Raw genomic sequence first — 16,741 nt, 5'->3', positions numbered from 1 at the left:
TCCACCTAATTTTCGAAGGCAAATGGAGTCGGCGTCCATAATTTTTCGAGCTTCAGTTCTTTAGCCTTGATGGCTTCCCACTGATGCAGGAGGGCGGAAATTGGTCCCGGCGCTCCATGGGTGAGAACGGCCAGAAGTTCTTTCAAATGCGCTACTCGCTTCTCATGCCAGCCTCCCGCGACGTTTGCCCACACCCAAACTTTCCTGCCATCCCTTTGCATCTGCTCTATCTCCCTGCGATGGGCGTCGGACGCCCTGCGCTCGGACGCGAAAAGCTCCTCCAGTGAGGCGCGTGCCTGGGAGAAACGACCAAGACCAGTCAACAACACCGCCTCAGCTTCCGGTCTGATACCGAAAGTATAAAATGGCTCGTGGGGGTGATCGAGTATCCCTTGAATGGTGCCTATCTTGTCGAGAAGGTCGCTGTTCGTGCGCTCGAGTTCGGACAGAAACTTGGAGGGATAGAGCGGATCATCGATGTCCCCCGACATGATACCGTTTTCGCTCCCCATGCCGGCACTACAGAAGGGGGGAGTGAACATCGGCCCGGAAAACCAGGTGGTGCGTATATGAGTGACAAGCGAGGTTCGCTGCAGGTTGAAGCCCGTGATGACGTGGCCGATGGGTAAGCGGATCAGTTTGCGCCCAACCATGGCGAAGTCTGGGTTGCGCGAGAGGAAAGGTTGCGAGAATGACTTAACCTGAGCAATTGTCGTCATAAGAAGGGCCTCACCTCCAAGATAAAAACCTGCACATCCTTGGGCAATTTCGATAGAATTTCACGTATGCGACTTGTCGTCAGTCCGGATCGTCCCGTCTTTACATCTATCACACAGAACAAATTTGAGCTGACCTTTTCAACAACATCCAACCGGCTACTGCCGCTTTGTCCATAGTACGGGCCATCGTCATCTCGGCCATCGCGTCCATCCAGTACTGTCAGTTCCGAGAAAACGTTTGCGTACTTCTCTGGGAACATCTCCTTATGCGCCTCCACTTGGCCATGAACACTGAAGTGCACGGCGGTTCCCCAGGCGGAAGCTGACATTGTAGGCCGCTGCGGCAACAAAATAGCGGCCGCCTGAGTGGTCCACGTCTGAACATCCAGCAGAGACTTGCAGGTTTGTGCCACCTGCTCCGCAGTAAGCGTTTCCAGAGCGAACGTACTTGTGTCGCCCCGGTTTTTACCGCTCCAAACCTTGAAGGCGAGGACCGGCAGATCGTCCTCGCCCAAACCCAGGGGTTTGGGCGCCGCGACTGCCAGGTTGTAGAGAACAGCCGCACCACGCAGAACCAAGGCGGCCGGTGTAACGAGCACGTCCCACTGAACGTTCGGGTCGTAGTCCGGTAGTATGATCGTTCCGGCAGGAGGCGGGGCAATCAGGCGCGGAACAAGGCTTTGGCGGAGCCAGGCGACTTTGATCGCGGCTTGACCGTTCTGCCCCACGGCAATCTGCCTTGAGGCGCCAGCACTGTCTAATTGATAGAAGCCACCATCAGGCAAGCTAACCACCTGCGAGGTGTTAGTTCCTGAAAACGTCGACTGTACTGATGTTCCGTCCGTCATCCGGATGTGAGAAGCCGCCACACTCCCGTCCGGCCTGCTCAGCGTGTCGATGCTGGCCCAGAGTTCGGTTGGATTGCTCGACACTCGCCGCTCGGACTGCAATGTCAGAAATGCATCCGGCAGTGCCGGATTGCCATAGTAGGGCTCGGCCCAGCAACGGCAGTTGGGTGCGGAGCCGGGATGGCCTTGTGATGGAGCGTTGGTCCAGGCGAAGACCTGCCCTTCGAGGGCAGCGTGTGCGTGGCGGACGCGATCGTCGGCGGCCGTGCGCCAGGTGTAATGAGTGGTTGGACGACCGTTCGGGAGAGCCTTGATGGAGAGCCCGGCGTAGAGGTCGAGGAATTTATGGCTGTCGGCTGCGGTCTCGGCGAGCCTATGGAGATCGTCGGGCACGGCGCCATGCCTGACATAAGCGTCGAACGCCTTGCGCTCGATCAGTCTGGCGAGCTCAGCTCGCTTCTCTTCGAGTTTCTTCGAAAGTCCAGCCATATCCTGCCCCCGCTTTGATGCGGAGGCAGGGTCTCATGGCCGCTTGGGGCGGGGATAAGCGGGATAGATCAGTCGGTGCCGCCGGAGATCGGGGCGACGTAGGCTACGTCGAGGTCCCAGGGGAAGAAAATCCATGTGTCCTGGCTGACTTCGGTGATAAACGTGTCGACCAGTTCGCGGCCCTTGGGCTTGGCGTAGACGGTGGCGAAATGGGCGCCGGGGAGCATTTCGCGGACGACGCGGGCGGTGGCGCCGGTGTCGACGAGATCATCGACAATAAGCACCTTGCCGCCATTTTTCGCGAGGTCGAGGACGGGCTGGCTGATCTCTTTGAGAACCTTGATGCCGCTCTGGCTCTGGTGATCGTAACTTTTTACCGCGACGGTTTCGACCGTGCGGATATTGAGTTCGCGGGCGACAATGGCCGCAGGGACGAGGCCACCGCGGGCGATGGCGACGACGGCGTCGAAAGTGCCCATGCCGGCGAGGCGCCAGGCGAGCGCGCGGCTATCGCGGTGAAACTGGTCCCAGGTGACGGGAAACGACTTCTGGTTGGGATTGCTCAACGCATTGATCTCCGGAGGGGCGGCGGGCGCCGAATTCTTTGTGAGGCACCGTCCTTATCAAAGGACGAGCCCGACGCCAATCATTCCCCGTCGGGAGGCGCGATTCCCGCCTTTGCATGGGCCGCGGCGACCATGGCGCGGACCTTTTCCCCAGCTTCGGCCAATAAGGCTTCGTCGGAGGAGCGCAGAACCAGTTCGGTCATGATCCGGCCGTGGCCCATCTGTGGATAGGAGCCCATTTTCACGTCGGGGTATTCGTTTTGCAGCGCGCCGAGCGGACCGCCGAGCGTGCCTTCGCCGACGGCGGCTTTGACCGTGACGGAGAGCACCTTCTTGCTGCCCTTGAGCGTGGGAGTCAGGGCTTCGAGCATGGCGCGCATGATGACGGGGACGCCGGCCATGACATGCACATTGCCGATGCGGAAACCGGGCGCAGCGCTGACGGAATTGACGATGAGGTCGGCGCCCTCGGGAATGCGCGCCATGCGCAGGCGCGCTTCGTTGACCTCGGTGCCGGTTTCCTTCCAGCGCGCCTCGAGCATGGCGCGGGCCTGGGCGTTGATCGGCAGGGCGACGCCAAATGCCTTGGCGATAGCGTCGGCAGTGATGTCATCATGCGTCGGGCCGATGCCGCCGGTGGTGAAGACATAGGTGTAGCGCTGGCGCAGGGCGTTGACGGCTTCGACGATCGACTCCTCAACGTCGCTGACGACGCGCACTTCGGTCAGGTCGATGCCGAGATCGGTGCAAAAATCGGCGACGGCGCCGATATTCACGTCCTTGGTCCGGCCGGACAGGATTTCATCGCCGATCACCAAAAGGCCGGCTGTCACACGAGTTTGGGTCGACATGGATTTTTCCGGTTCTATGAACGAAGAGGAATGCCCCCGGCATTGTCTGCCGTCAAGCTGGCGAAGCTCTTTCAATCGGGCGAGCAACTGACTAGGTTTGATGCGATCCCTTGGAGTCCTTGATGGTTACCTACGTCGACGCATCCGCCAAATCTCGCCGTACCCCCGGAGTTATCCCGCTGCATGGCGAGGAAGGCTTTGCGGGCATGCGCAAGGCCGGGGCGCTGACGGCGCAGGCGCTCGATATTCTGACCGAATATGTCGAGCCGGGCGTGCCGACAGCAAAGCTCGACCAGATCGCCTATGAATTTGCCCGTGACAATGGCGCGGTGCCGGCGACGCTGTTTTACAAGGGCTATCGGCATTCGGTCTGCACCTCGATCAACCACGTGGTGTGCCATGGCATTCCCGATGAGCGCGGGCTGCGCGAGGGCGATATCGTTAATGTCGACCTGACGCTGATCGTCGATGGCTGGTATGGCGATTCGAGCCGCATGTATCCGGTGGGCGAAATCTCGCGAAAGGCCGAGCGGCTGATCGAAGTTACCTATGCCGGGCTCGAAGCGGGACTTGCTGCGGCCAAGCCGGGCAATACGACGGGCGATATCGGCGCGGCTATCCAGGCCGTGGCGGAAGGCGAACGCATGAGCGTGGTGCGCGATTTCGTCGGGCACGGCGTCGGGCGGCTGTTTCATGACGAGCCGAATATTTTGCACTTTGGTACGCCGGGTACGGGGGTTCCGATCAAGCCGGGCATGATTTTTACCATCGAGCCGATGATCAATCTCGGCAAGCCGCATGTGAAGATTTTGGCGGATGGCTGGACGGCGGTTACACGCGATCGGACGCTATCGTCGCAGTGCGAACATTCCATCGGCATTACCGAAACCGGGAACGAGGTGTTTACGCTTTCGCCGGGCGGTCTCTTCAATCCACTCGCAACGCGGAAGTAGTCTTGAGCGACAAGCCCGAGAGCAGACCCAATGGCATGGCGGAAGCGCCTATAAAGCCGCATTATCTGGGGCATCGCGAGCGGGCGCGCGACCGGTTCAATACTGTGGGCGGCGATGCGCTGGCCGACTACGAACTGCTTGAATTGCTGCTCCACATGATCCTGCCGCAGCGCGACACAAAGGCATTGGCCAAGGACCTCCTCGGGCGCTTCGGGTCGGTTTCCGAAGTGCTGGGGGCGTCCCCTGCCCGGCTCGCCGAGGTCAAGGGCCTTGGCGAAACCTCGATTACACACCTCAAGGTCGTGCAGGCCGTGGCGCAGCGCTATGGGCGCGATCAGATCGATATCGAAAAGCCGATCCTCTCATCATGGTCCGAGCTGATCGACTATTGCCGCAGCGCCATGGCTTATGAAAGCGTCGAGCAATTTCGCATTCTCTTTCTCGACAAGAAAAACAGGCTGATTGCCGACGAGGTGCAGCAGGTGGGGACGGTGGATCATACGCCGGTCTATCCGCGCGAAGTGATCCGGCGGACGCTGGAGCTGTCGGCCTCGGCGCTGATCCTCGTGCATAACCATCCCTCCGGCGATCCCTCGCCATCGGCGGCCGACGTACGGATGACGCGGGAAATCGCCGAGATTGCCAAGCAGATGGGGATTACGCTCCACGACCACATTATCATCGGGCGCGCCGGGCACGCCTCGATGCGGGGGCTGAAGCTATTCTGACGGTTGCTGCTGCTGGTTGCGGCCGAAAAGCTTGTCGGTGAACTGGCGGAAGTGGCGCAGCGCCGACTTCACCTTCGGGCTGGCCTTGGCCTGGGCACGCAGCTTCTGGAATTGCTGGTGGACGCCAACCGAAAGCCGCCCCTTCATGGTGAGGCCGATATAATGCTGACGGAGCGGGGTCTGCACATTGCACCAGTGGCGCTTTTCGTCGGTAAAGCCCGAGCCCATGTCGAACATGGCAAAGCCCGAATCAAACACCGTCTGCATGACGCGCAGCAGGCATTGCTTGCCCGGTGAGCCCGCCTGAATGGCTGGATCATCGCTCATCGAGGAGATGAGGCAGAACATGCGCTCGCCATGGACCACATTGTAGCGCACGGCGACGATATCGCCGTTGAGCCGCAGGACGTGGAGCCGGATGTCGAGGCCGGAACCGGGCTGCATGGCCTTGTGGTAGAACGCGACGAGATTATCGCAAACGAACGTGTCGCGAATGCCCTGTGCCCGAAAACGGGCGGAGCGCTGGTGGAACATGACGTCGATCGCGGCTTTACCGGCCACGGGTTCGGTAACCAGTTCGAAACCGGTTTCACCAAGCGCCGCGAGGCGGTCGCCCTGCTGGCGATCATGCTTGCGGCGGCTACGGCTGCGCTGGAGCTTGTCGCAGTCTTCCCAGGAGGAGAATTCGGAGCGGTAAAGCGTGTCCACCGCGAGCGGGTTGCCCAGTTCATCGAAAAGGCCGCCGAACCCGGTGATCTCCCCGGGGATGGACCGCAGATAGACTGCGTCGGCATCGTCGAGTTGGGCGATCATGGTCTGCCAGAGCTGCACGCGGCCTTCGGGGCCGAGCAATGCCAGCTTGTTATAGTCGGAAATCGGCGCGTAGCAGCCGACCTGCGAGCGCGGGAACCACGTGTAGACGGTGACGCCGAAATGCCGGCGGCGGTGTAGCGGCAAGAGCGCCACCGGCTCGCCATCGACCTCGCCGATGACGAAGCACTGATCCTTGGGCGCAATGCCGCGATCGGCGATCCAAAGGCGGATGAAATCAAAGCTCTGGCCGGGGGATTCGATGCGCTCGGCAGTGAGCGCACGCCAGACCGCTTCAACCTCACCAATATCATGGGTGCGGCGAGCCGTCATGACGGTGCCCGGACGCACAAAAACGCCGGCCGGAAGACCGGCTGCTTCACCGTTTTCGGCGAGCGCGCGCAACAATGGCTGGTTTCCCACGTTGGCCGTGTCCATCTTCCCCGTCCAAATGACTCCACCAGTCTTGGCCTAATGGAGTAAATCGGGCCTGAAGATCACGCAGAAATTGTTCTCATACCTGCGGAAAGTTTTCGACGGTTAATGAAACCCTGTTTCAGCCGAAGTTCGCGAGGACTGGAAAGGTTTCGAGGAACCAGAAGGAAATACGGGTGAAGTTGCCGGTGAGGAACAGGATGCCGGTGACCACCAGCAGACCGCCCATGACCTTTTCCACCGTGTGCAGGTGGCGCTTGAAGGACTGGAAGAAGGTCAAGAACGGGCCGATGGCGATGCCGGCGAGGAAAAACGGAATGCCGAGGCCGAGCGAATAGAGCCCGAGCAACGAGGCGCCTTCCCACGCGGTTTCGCGGCTGGCGGCAACCGAAAGAATGGCAGCGAGCACCGGGCCGATGCACGGCGTCCAGCCGATGGCGAAGGCAAGGCCGAGAAGGAAACCGCCGAGCGGGCCGGAAGCGACGCCGGGACCATTGTGCCGCATCTGCCGGTCAAGAAAACCGATGCGGTAGACCCCGAGGAAATGGAGGCCCATGGCAATGATGATGACGCCGGCAACCGGGGTCATGATCGGCAGGAGCTGGCGGAAAACCTGGCCGAAGGCGGTCGCAGTGGCGCCGAGGGCAATGAAGACGACCGAAAAGCCGAGAATGAAGAAGAGCGAGGTGATCGCGACCTTGAAGGTCAGCTTGCCCGCGCCGGTATCGGCATCGGCCCGCAACTGGTCGTAACTGGCCCCGCTCATATAGGTGAGATAGGGCGGCACAAGCGGCAGGACGCAGGGGCTGAGAAAGCTCAAAATACCCGCACCGATCACCAGAGGCAGAGAAAATTCCAAGGCGACGCTCCTTACTTGGCGCCCTGTGTAGCGCGGCAGCGGCATAAAGCAATGAGCCTTCCGGTCGCATCGCAGGGAAGTGAGCGGACCGGTTCGCATCGATTTTCAGATTGTGGATGACACACTATATCTCGAGGAATAGGGTTCAACAGTCGCTGCCCCTAACGTGGCTTCAGCGACGACAGTCAAGCGCCCCCAAGAGGATCAAGCTGCCGCCACGCAACCGAAGGTGGCGTCGTGAGCTCATTTTCCGTTTTGACGATCAATTGCCCGCATTGCGGCCATATCAATTCGATTACGACAGATACTCTACCGGTGGGCACAGTTCTTGGATGCTCGCATTGCCGGCGGGAAGTCGCCCAATGGCAAGGGGAAAAGTTGGGCTTTCAGTCCCTGGCTTTGCCGGACAGAAGCGCGGCCGACCGCGCGCCTCCCCCGGTGTTCGCAGCGGCACAGTGACCGCGCGTCGAAAATAAGACCCGGGCGCCTGAGATCGAGACGGCTTCAGTGCCCCGACAGCATTTTCGAGATGCGCAGGGCGTAGCGATCGGTCATGCCCGATGTGTAGTCGGCCAGGGAGTGGAGGGCCTCTGCTGGGGTGGATAGATTGCGCAGGTCGAGATCAAGGGCGCGCACCAGTTGCTGCGACCGCGAACCGAGACGATCGGCGTTCCAACCCACTGCGGCGAGGTCCTCAAAGACTGGCAGAATGCCGGACATGACGTTGTTGATGATCCGGCGGCCCGAGATTTCGAGTTCGGTTTTGCGCCGGGCGGTGAAGATATGGTCCGAGGAGAGTTTGCGCATGTTGTCAAAGATCGGCGCCATTTCACAAACTTCAGTCAGCGCGCCGGAGAAGGTGCCCGCCAATATCGCCTCGTGGTGGATCTGAAAGGCCTCGACGCAGCTATCGATGGCCTTGCCGATGGCCATGGCCCGCAGCATAGCAACATGCTCGGCCTGGCTTCTGTCTCCGGCGCTCGCGTCACGCGGTTTGGCGGCCGCTACCAGAATTTCGACGACCTCCTTGTAGGATAGCTCGCCGGTGGTGAAGGCATCTTCGATGTCGACGATATTGTAGCAGATGTCGTCTGCGGCCTCGACGACGAACACCAGCGGATGGCGGCGCCACCACTTTTCGGGGCCGACATTTTCCTGGGGAAGGCCGAGCGAGGTTGCGACGTCCTCGAAGAGCGAAAACTCACTGCTGAACACGCCGAACTTCTTGAGGCCGACATAGCCGGCATCGCCGCTCGCCTTGACTGCGGCGCGGGTCTTGGCCGTCACGGGATATTTCATGAAGGCGCCGAGCGTCGCCTTGGACAGGCGCATGCCGCCGTCATTGCGGCGCATTTCGAGGCGGGCGAGGATGCGGAAACCCTGGGCATTGCCTTCAAAGGCGGTGAATTCCGATTGCAGCTCCGTTTCGACATCACCGGCAAGCCCCCTGCCCGCGGCAAACTGCTCGGCGAACCAGGCGCCCATGGCGTCTTCGCCGGAATGGCCGAAGGGCGGATTGCCGATGTCGTGAGCAACGCTCGCGGCCTGCACGATATTGGCGAGGTTGTGCTCTTCGCCGGGCTTGATGAGGTGCTGTTCGGCCAGCCAGTGCCCGATGCGCATGGCGAGCGACCGGCCGACGCTGCTCACCTCTATCGAGTGGATCAGGCGGTGATGGACATGATCATGCTCGTAGAGCGGCTGAACCTGGGTCTTGTTGGCGAGGCGACGGAAAGGCGCGGAAAAGATGATGCGGTCGTGATCCTGCACAAAAATCGACCGGCTGACCCCGGATGCAGGCGTCTTGTCGCCAAGGCGTTCCTCGGAAATCAGGCGGTTCCATTCCATGATCGGTCCTCACGCGGGCAGGCAAGTATGGATATGAACCGCCAACGGCGCCGGAGTCCTGCCGAAGCTCCGCCTTTTCAACAGCTATGGGCTCGCAAAGGCCCGGAACCGGCACTGCCACCAAAGGCTAGCCAGAGTTCTCTTGCCCAAGCGCGCCTGCCGCCCTATAGCCAGACCGATTGCCTGAAAACGCTCTGTCGCTGAGGTGCCTCCTGATGTCGGCCCGTCCTCTTCGCATCGCCCCTTCGATCCTCTCCGCCGATTTCTCGCGGCTTGGAGACGAGGTGGCAGCCATTGTCGCCGGCGGCGCTGATTATATCCATATCGACGTGATGGACGGCCATTTCGTGCCCAATATCAGCTTTGGCGCACCGATCATGAAGTCGATCCGTGGGATAACGGACAAGGTTTTCGACTGCCATCTGATGATCTCGCCGACCGATGCCTATCTGGCGGATTTCGCCAAAGGTGGCGCGGATATCATTACCGTCCACGCTGAGGCCGGGCCACATCTTCACCGTTCGCTGCAGGCCATTCGGGGCCTGGGCAAGAAAGCCGGCGTGGCGCTTAATCCGGCAACGCCGGTTTCGGCAATCCAGCATGTGATCGGCGATGTCGACCTCGTGCTGATCATGAGTGTCAATCCCGGCTTTGGCGGGCAGAGCTTTATTCCTGAAGCGATCAGCAAGATCCGCCAAGCCAAAGCGCTGATCGGCGGGCGCGATATCGATCTTGAGGTCGATGGCGGCGTGAGCGCCGAGAACGCCCGCGCCATTGTCGATGCCGGGGCCAACGTGCTCGTTGCTGGTTCTGCCGTCTATGGCGGCAATGATCCCAAAACCTATGCCAGCCGCATTGCGGCCATTCGTGATGCGGCCACCGGTCGTGTCGCCTGACTCCACTTTTGAACTGCCGAGGCTAAGCCCATGATTCCGCGCTATTCCCGTCCCGAAATGGTTGCCAACTGGTCGGCCGAGACCCGCTTTGCCATCTGGTTCGAAATCGAAGCGCACGCGACGAGCAAACTGGCCGAACTGGGCGTCGTGCCCAAGGAAAGCGCTGACAAGATTTGGGACGTGATGAACGCCCGCAAGGCGGAAAAGGGTGACTATGGCTTTGACGTCGAGCGCATCGACGAGATCGAGCGCACCACCAAGCACGACGTCATTGCCTTCCTGACGCACCTGTCGGAAATCGTCGGGCCCGATGCGCGGTTCGTGCACCAGGGCATGACCTCGTCGGATATTCTGGACACCACGCTTTCGGTGCAGATGAAGCGGGCCGCCGATATCCTGCTCTCCGATATCGACGCGCTGCTGGCCGCTTTGAAGCGCCGCGCGCTTGAGCACAAGAATACCATCACCATCGGCCGCAGCCACGGCATCCATGCCGAGCCGACGACTTTTGGCGTGAAGCTGGCTGAAGCCTATGCCGAATTCAGCCGCAACCGCGCGCGTCTCGTCGCGGCACGCGATGAAATCGCCACCTGCGCGATCTCGGGCGCGATCGGCACCTTTGCCAATATCGACCCGCAGGTCGAAGAATATGTCGCCGAAAAGCTCGGGCTTTCGATCGAGCCCGTCTCGACACAGGTGATCCCGCGCGATCGCCACGCCATGTTCTTTGCGACGCTGGGCGTGATCGCTTCGTCGATCGAGCGCGTGGCCGTGGAAATCCGCCACCTGCAGCGCACCGAAGTTCTGGAGGCCGAGGAATACTTCTCGCCGGGCCAGAAGGGCTCGTCGGCCATGCCGCACAAGCGTAACCCGGTGCTTACGGAAAATCTCACCGGCCTTGCCCGCCTCGTGCGCGGCATGGTTGTTCCGGCGCTCGAAAACGTGGCGCTCTGGCATGAGCGCGATATTTCGCACTCCTCGGTCGAGCGCATGATCGGGCCGGACGCGACGGTAACGCTCGACTTTGCCCTGGCACGCCTGACCAATGTCATCGACAAGCTGGTCGTTTATCCCGAAAACATGCGTCGAAATCTCGACCTGCTTGGCGGGCTGCACAATTCGCAGCGCGTGCTGCTGGCGCTGACGCAAGCGGGCTATAGCCGCGAGGATTCCTATGCGGCAGTGCAGCGCAATGCGATGAAGGTCTGGGAACACCGGGGCGATCGGACTGGTCTTTTTGCGCAAAACCTCAAGGCCGATGCGGATGTGACGCTGAGCGATGCGCAGATCGACGACATGTTCGACGACGCTTACCACCTCAAGCACGTCAACACGATCTTTGCCCGGGTTTTCGGGGCATGAGAATAGCCGAAGCCGATATTCTGATTCTTCCCGGTCTCGGCGGCTCGAAGGCGGGCCACTGGCAAATGCGCTGGGCCGAGAAGATGGCGACCGCCGCGATTCTCGAGCAGGCGGAATGGTGGGAGCCCGATGCGGACGACTGGGTTGAGACAATCAACCAGGCCTGCCGCTTGACGGTACGGCCAGTCGTTCTTGTGGCGCATTCGACCTCCGTATCGGCCGTGGTGCATGCCGCGCCCCGGCTCCCGGACAATGTTCGCGGCGCATTTCTCGTCGCGCCGACCGACGTCGAATTGAGCCCGGCAGCGCCCGAGGCGACGCATGTCTTCCGGCCGATTCCGCGCGATCCCCTGCCTTTCCCATCCATGGTCGTGGCTTCAAGCAACGATCCCTATGTGAGCCTCGAACGCGCAGTGGAATTCGCCAATTGCTGGGGTTCGGATTTTCATCAGGCCGGCGAGGCGGGACATATCAATGTTCAATCGGGCCACGGCCCCTGGCCCGAAGGCCTGCTTATGTTCACGCGCCTGATGCAGCGACTATGACCGACGCCTATCGCCTTGTGGCCGAAATACCGGCCGTCGATGACTATCTCCGCCTGCGCGTTGTGGCCGGTCTCAGCCCCAAAACCCGCGAAGGCGCCAGCATTGGCCTGCCAAATAGCTGGTTCGGCGTCACCCTGATGTTCGATGGCCGCGCCATCGGCATGGGCAGAATCATCGGCGACGGCGGCACGGCGTTTCAGATCGTCGATATTGCCGTGGAGCCGGCGCATCAGGGCAAGGGCCTCGGCAAGCGGATCATGGCGGCATTGATGGACAAGCTGAACGGCGAGGCTCCTGATGGCGCATATGTCAGCCTTATCGCCGACGGCGATGCGCGGCACCTTTATGCCAAATATGGCTTCGAGCCCGTCATGCCGGCCTCGATCGGCATGGCAAAACGCATCATCAGGCCATAGTGGCGCGACTTTGGCAGGGGCGCCGGAAATCGGCCCACATTTTGCCTAACTCACTGAAAGAAAGACCGAAAAACGCCTATCCGAATTAAATCTTCTTAACTTGAGAAGGCATTGGCGCGGACCTAAACCAGTCCTCGTTGGTTTGGAAACGCCGGCGAATGACGAAAACATTCGCGACGCGACGTCTCCGGAAAACCAGCTATCTGGGCATTTCGCCCAACGTTCGCATGGAGAAAATCATGCGTAAGTTCGTCGCTCCCCTTCTCATCGCTCTTGTTGCCGCTGCACCTGGCGCCGCTTTTGCGGCCACGACTGCAGCCCCCGCGCCAAAACCCGCGGTAACCTCGCAGGCCGACCAGTCCATTTCGGGCACGGTCAAAGCGTTCGACCTCAAGGGACATACCCTGACCCTGGCGGACGGGAAGATTTACCAGCTGCCAGCCACTTTCAAGGACCCAGGCCTCAAGGCCGGTGAGAAGGTAACCGTGCACTGGAAGATGAACGGGAGCGCCTATCAGGCGAGCAACGTCACTATCGGATAAATAAAAAAGGGAGCCGGCAAAGCCGGCTCCCTTTCAATTTCCACGCGCAGTCAGATCAGCCTTCGGAGGCGATCTGCTCATTGGCGACGGCAACCAAAGTCGCCATCTTCTGGCGAATCACGTCTTCGCCGACGGAAATGCCCTTGGCCTTGAGATCGCCTGACACCTTGCGGAACACGTCCTCGTCGCCCGCTTCCTCGAAATCGGCAGCAACCACTTCGGCCGCATAGGCCTTGGCGTCGTCGCCCGAAAGGCTCATCAGTTCGGCCGCCCAGATGCCGAGCAGCTTGTTGCGCCGTGCTTCGGCCTTGAATTTCTTCTCAGAATCGAAAGCAAACTTGGCTTCCTGGCCCTTCTGACGATCGTCGAACCCGCTCATGGTCTCTCCCATTTGGCTTGCCTGCCGGTCGCCCGGCCGTTCTCCACCGACATAGGCGGTTGAGCCACGCAAATCAACGGCAAGCGGCTGACATGCGACCTTGTGTGGCGGTTACCACAATCAGGTGCGGCGCCAATGGGGCCGACACGAAAGAGCTTGCTATTCCGTGCCATTCTGGCGCATGAAGCGCGCCTAAACGGTGCACTTTTTCACGGCAGCGGAACCCCCATGAATCGTCGACGTAAAATCTATGAGGGCAAGGGCAAGATCCTTTTCGAGGGTCCTGAACCCGGTACTCTGGTCCAGTATTTCAAGGATGACACCACGGCCGGCGACGGCGCTCGCCTTGAAATCATCGACGGCAAGGGCGTGCTGAACAACCGAATCTCCGAATTCGTGTTCACCAAGCTCAACACCATGGGCATCCCGACTCACTTCCTTCGCCGTATCAACATGCGCGAGCAGTTGATCAAGGAAGTCGAGATCATCCCGCTCGAAGTGGTCGTGCGCAATTATGCCGCCGGCTCGCTCTGCAAGCGCCTTGGACTCGAAGCGGGCACGCAACTGCCCCGCTCGATCATCGAATTCTACTACAAGGACGATGCGCTCAAGGACCCGATGGTTTCGGAAGAGCACATTACGGCCTTTGGCTGGGCTACCCCGGCCGAGCTCGACGACATCATGAGCCTTGCCATCCGCGTCAATGACTTCCTGACCGGACTGTTCATGGGCGTCGGCATTCAGCTGATCGACTTCAAGATCGAATGCGGCCGTCTCTATGAGGGCGACCTGATGCGCATCGTGCTGGCTGACGAAATCAGCCCCGACAATTGCCGCCTGTGGGACATCAAGACCCGCAACAAGATGGACAAGGATCGCTTCCGCGAAAACCTCGGCGGTCTCGTCGAAAGCTATCGCGAAGTGGCCCAGCGCCTCGGCATCCTCGTTGAAAACGACAATGCGCTGACCACCGGTCCGCGTCTCGTTCAGTAAAAATTCGGGAAGACACCATGAAAGCGCGCGTTACCGTCACGCTCAAGGCTGGCGTTCTCGATCCTCAGGGCCAGGCCATCGAAGGCTCGCTGGCTTCCCTCGGCTTTGGCGGCGTCAAAGGCGTCCGCCAGGGCAAGGTTTTTGATCTGGTTCTCGACGGCACCGATGTTGAAGCCGCCCGGACACAGCTGACCGGCATGTGCGAAAAGCTGCTGGCGAACACTGTGATCGAAAACTACCAGATCGAAATCTCTAATTAACGCTTAATTGCGATAACTGCTTACGCGCCAACATGGCGCAGGACCGTATGCATATGCGTAAGACCCAGATTGCTCTCTCCGTAATGTTTTTCGCCTCGCTCGGCCTGCTGTTCGCAGCCTATGCGTCGGTGCCGGTGTAAGCGCCCTTAGGGCATTTCTTACCAAGCCTGCAATTGTCTAGAAGCTGATCGCAGACCTTAACGGGCTGGTGTCAGGCTTTTGCTATCGTGCGTCCAAATCGCATGGGAGCGCGACAATGATTGTGGGCAAGCAAAGACTCGATTGGGTGGACATGGCCAAGGGCCTGTCCATTTTTCTGGTCGTTATCATGTATTGCGCATCGAGCGTGGGCGAGGATACCGGGCAGACCGGTTTCCTGCACTGGACGATCGCGTTCGCCATGCCCTTCCGCATGCCCGAGTTCTTTCTGATTTCGGGACTTTTCCTGAGCCAGGTGATCGATCGTCCATGGCGCGCCTATGCCGACCGGCGTGTGCTGCATTACTTCTATTTCTACGCGCTCTGGGCGGTGATCCACATCGTCTTCAAGGTGGCGCTGGTTGGCCGCGATCCCGTTGGCGCACTGAGTTATCTCGCCTGGGCCGTGGTGGAACCCTATGGCGTGCTGTGGTTCATCTACATGCTCGGCATTTTTGGGCTCATCAGCAAGGTTCTGCACCAGTTCAAGGTGCCGCATTGGGCGGCGCTGCTGGTTGGCGCGGTGTTGCAGATGGCGGCGGTTCATACCGGGAGCTATCTCATCGATCAGTTCTGCGCCTATTTCGTCTATTTCTACGCTGGTTACGTCTTCGCGCCGCAGATCTTCCGGATTGCGGATTGGTCGGCTGGCAATGTCGGCGCGGCGCTTGGCGTGCTGGCGGTATGGGCCGTGGTCAATGCCGTTCTTGTCTTTTCGCCGGGCTTCCGGCTCGATCCTGTACACATCCAGATGGGTTGGGGCGCCCTGCCCGGCGTGCACCTTCTTGCGGCTTTGGCCGGCGCCGTGGCGATCTGCATTGCCTCGGCCCTTCTGGTGCGGCTGCCCTGGATGAACTGGCTGCGCTGGATGGGCGGCAAGTCGCTCGTTGTCTATGTCGCCTTCGTGCTGCCTATGGGCATTGCCCGCACACTGCTGCTGGCCCTTGGCATCGAGGAGCCCAACCTTGTGAGCCTGATCATCATGGTCGTGGCGATTGGCTCGCCGCTGGTGCTGTGGTGGATCACGGAGAAGGTCGGCTTCGGCAAGTTCCTGTTCGAACGGCCCGCCTGGGCACATCTGCCGGGGTCCCAAGCGGCGAGACCCGTGGCCGCTCCAGCCGAATAGTACTCCCATCCACATGCACGACGTCATCCCCGCGAAAGCGGGGATCTCTGTTTCCAGCATCTGAACGGGGATTCCCGCTTCCGCGGGAATGACATCGTGGGTGGAGAAAGCGACGGACGGTGGTCCTCGATGGTGACTAGGCTGTCACAAAATCATGGGGAAGCGCCCTGCCCCCTTGCCTTTTCGAGCAAGACTGATCACAAGGGCCTCGCATCAGTTCAGACACAGCAAGGATCGCCCGATGAAGGCCGCCGTCATCGTGTTTCCCGGACTCAATCGCGACCGCGACATGATCGCGGCGCTGACCAAGATCGGGGGCGTGGCGCCTGCCGTGGTTTGGCACCAGGATGCCGACATTCCCGATGTCGACCTGATCGTCATCCCCGGCGGTTTCTCCTACGGCGACTATCTGCGCTGCGGCGCCATCGCCGCCCGCTCGCCCATGATGGACAAGGTGCGCGAACGCGCCGCCAGGGGCACCAAGGTCTTGGGCGTCTGCAATGGCTTCCAGATTCTGATCGAAGCGGGCCTCTTGCCCGGCGCCTTGATGCGCAATACCTCGCTGAAATTCGTCTGCCGCGAAGTGAAGCTCGAAGTCACCAATACTGATAACGTCTTCACTTCCGGCTATGCCAAGGGCCAGATCATCCGCTGCCCGGTCGCGCATCACGACGGCAATTATTTCGCCGATGCCGAAACGCTGGCTGCGCTCGAAGGCGATGGCCGCGTCGCGTTCCGCTATGCCGAGAGCACCAATCCCAATGGCTCGATCAATAATATCGCCGGGATTCTGAACGCGGAAAAGAACGTGCTCGGCCTGATGCCACACCCTGAAAACCTCATCGAGAGCGCCCATGGCGGCGTGGATGGACGGGCGCTGTTTGCCGCCCTTCTCGACAAGGCAGCCTGAACCGCGCG

The 16,741-nt window shown here is 60.4% G+C and carries 19 protein-coding genes; 11 read left to right on the top strand and 8 right to left on the bottom strand.

All coding sequences use genetic code 11. The annotated features are described in order from the left end of the window. Positions 1–5 precede the first annotated feature (5 nt). From ASD83_RS01990 to ASD83_RS01975, 4 genes are all read right to left on the bottom strand, one after another. The gene (locus ASD83_RS01990) at positions 6–719 is read right to left on the bottom strand and encodes a hypothetical protein (protein ID WP_056307454.1); all 714 of its coding nucleotides are present in this window, start codon (positions 717–719) and stop codon (positions 6–8) included. Beyond that, the gene (locus ASD83_RS01985) at positions 716–2,056 is read right to left on the bottom strand and encodes a phage minor head protein (protein ID WP_056307452.1); all 1,341 of its coding nucleotides are present in this window, start codon (positions 2,054–2,056) and stop codon (positions 716–718) included. The genes ASD83_RS01990 and ASD83_RS01985 overlap by 4 nt, the downstream gene beginning before the upstream one ends. A 68-nt stretch (positions 2,057–2,124) precedes the next feature. Next, entirely contained in the window at positions 2,125–2,631 is a 507-nt protein-coding gene (gpt, locus tag ASD83_RS01980) for a xanthine phosphoribosyltransferase (RefSeq protein ID WP_156385688.1), read from the bottom strand. Positions 2,632–2,702: 71 nt separating this feature from the next. After that, positions 2,703–3,473, bottom strand: a complete 771-nt coding sequence (locus ASD83_RS01975) for a competence/damage-inducible protein A (protein WP_056307449.1) — start codon at positions 3,471–3,473, stop codon at positions 2,703–2,705. Positions 3,474–3,595: 122 nt separating this feature from the next. Here ASD83_RS01975 and map point away from each other — a divergent pair, with 122 nt between their 5' ends. Both map and radC read left to right on the top strand, forming a co-directional pair. After that, entirely contained in the window at positions 3,596–4,426 is an 831-nt protein-coding gene (gene map, locus ASD83_RS01970; RefSeq protein WP_056307447.1) for a type I methionyl aminopeptidase, read from the top strand. A 35-nt stretch (positions 4,427–4,461) separates the two neighbouring features. Next, positions 4,462–5,154, top strand: a complete 693-nt coding sequence (radC, locus tag ASD83_RS01965; RefSeq protein ID WP_082561047.1) for a RadC family protein — start codon at positions 4,462–4,464, stop codon at positions 5,152–5,154. Here radC and ASD83_RS01960 read toward each other — a convergent pair. From ASD83_RS01960 to dgt, 3 genes are all read right to left on the bottom strand, one after another. Then, positions 5,146–6,402, bottom strand: a complete 1,257-nt coding sequence (locus tag ASD83_RS01960; RefSeq protein WP_056307443.1) for a GNAT family N-acetyltransferase — start codon at positions 6,400–6,402, stop codon at positions 5,146–5,148. The genes radC and ASD83_RS01960 overlap by 9 nt on opposite strands. Positions 6,403–6,520: 118 nt before the next feature. Continuing rightward, a complete protein-coding gene (locus ASD83_RS01955; RefSeq protein WP_244489082.1) occupies positions 6,521–7,258 on the bottom strand; it encodes a cytochrome c biogenesis CcdA family protein in 738 nt (245 codons plus the stop codon). A gap of 504 nt (positions 7,259–7,762) precedes the next feature. Then, positions 7,763–9,106, bottom strand: coding sequence for a dGTP triphosphohydrolase (dgt, locus tag ASD83_RS01950; RefSeq protein WP_056307439.1), 1,344 nt, complete (start codon positions 9,104–9,106; stop codon positions 7,763–7,765). 215 nt (positions 9,107–9,321) lie between these two features. On the opposite strand from dgt, the gene rpe reads away from it, so the two are divergent. The 5 genes from rpe to ASD83_RS01925 all read left to right on the top strand — a co-directional run bounded on the left by rpe (position 9,322) and on the right by ASD83_RS01925 (position 12,867). Beyond that, positions 9,322–10,002 carry a ribulose-phosphate 3-epimerase gene (gene rpe / locus ASD83_RS01945; RefSeq protein ID WP_056307438.1) on the top strand — a complete coding sequence of 227 codons (681 nt, stop codon included), beginning with the start codon at positions 9,322–9,324 and terminating at the stop codon, positions 10,000–10,002. A gap of 30 nt (positions 10,003–10,032) precedes the next feature. Beyond that, entirely contained in the window at positions 10,033–11,364 is a 1,332-nt protein-coding gene (purB, locus tag ASD83_RS01940; RefSeq protein WP_056307436.1) for an adenylosuccinate lyase, read from the top strand. Beyond that, entirely contained in the window at positions 11,361–11,909 is a 549-nt protein-coding gene (locus ASD83_RS01935; protein ID WP_056307434.1) for an RBBP9/YdeN family alpha/beta hydrolase, read from the top strand. The genes purB and ASD83_RS01935 overlap by 4 nt, the downstream gene beginning before the upstream one ends. Next, entirely contained in the window at positions 11,906–12,325 is a 420-nt protein-coding gene (locus ASD83_RS01930; RefSeq protein ID WP_056307432.1) for a GNAT family N-acetyltransferase, read from the top strand. The genes ASD83_RS01935 and ASD83_RS01930 overlap by 4 nt, the downstream gene beginning before the upstream one ends. Positions 12,326–12,483: 158 nt before the next feature. Beyond that, positions 12,484–12,867 carry a DUF1344 domain-containing protein gene (locus ASD83_RS01925; protein WP_244489081.1) on the top strand — a complete coding sequence of 128 codons (384 nt, stop codon included), beginning with the start codon at positions 12,484–12,486 and terminating at the stop codon, positions 12,865–12,867. A gap of 55 nt (positions 12,868–12,922) precedes the next feature. On the opposite strand, the gene ASD83_RS01920 is transcribed toward ASD83_RS01925, so the two are convergent. After that, on the bottom strand, positions 12,923–13,246 hold the full coding sequence (locus ASD83_RS01920; RefSeq protein WP_056307429.1) for a DUF1476 domain-containing protein: 324 nt from the start codon (positions 13,244–13,246) through the stop codon (positions 12,923–12,925). 228 nt (positions 13,247–13,474) lie between these two features. Here ASD83_RS01920 and purC point away from each other — a divergent pair, with 228 nt between their 5' ends. From purC to purQ, 4 genes are all read left to right on the top strand, one after another. Beyond that, the gene (gene purC / locus ASD83_RS01915) at positions 13,475–14,239 is read left to right on the top strand and encodes a phosphoribosylaminoimidazolesuccinocarboxamide synthase (RefSeq protein WP_056307427.1); all 765 of its coding nucleotides are present in this window, start codon (positions 13,475–13,477) and stop codon (positions 14,237–14,239) included. 17 nt (positions 14,240–14,256) lie between these two features. Then, positions 14,257–14,499, top strand: coding sequence for a phosphoribosylformylglycinamidine synthase subunit PurS (gene purS / locus ASD83_RS01910; protein ID WP_056307425.1), 243 nt, complete (start codon positions 14,257–14,259; stop codon positions 14,497–14,499). 256 nt (positions 14,500–14,755) lie between these two features. Then, positions 14,756–15,823 carry an acyltransferase family protein gene (locus ASD83_RS01905; protein ID WP_056307423.1) on the top strand — a complete coding sequence of 356 codons (1,068 nt, stop codon included), beginning with the start codon at positions 14,756–14,758 and terminating at the stop codon, positions 15,821–15,823. Between the two features lie 241 nt (positions 15,824–16,064). Next, positions 16,065–16,733 (top strand): phosphoribosylformylglycinamidine synthase subunit PurQ, encoded by a 669-nt coding sequence (purQ, locus tag ASD83_RS01900; protein WP_056307421.1) that lies wholly within the window; start codon positions 16,065–16,067, stop codon positions 16,731–16,733. Positions 16,734–16,741: the final 8 nt, after the last annotated feature.

This window comes from Devosia sp. Root685 (genome assembly GCF_001427875.1).
GTDB lineage: Bacteria > Pseudomonadota > Alphaproteobacteria > Rhizobiales > Devosiaceae > Devosia.
This window is presented reverse-complemented; position numbering and strand designations above follow the sequence as displayed.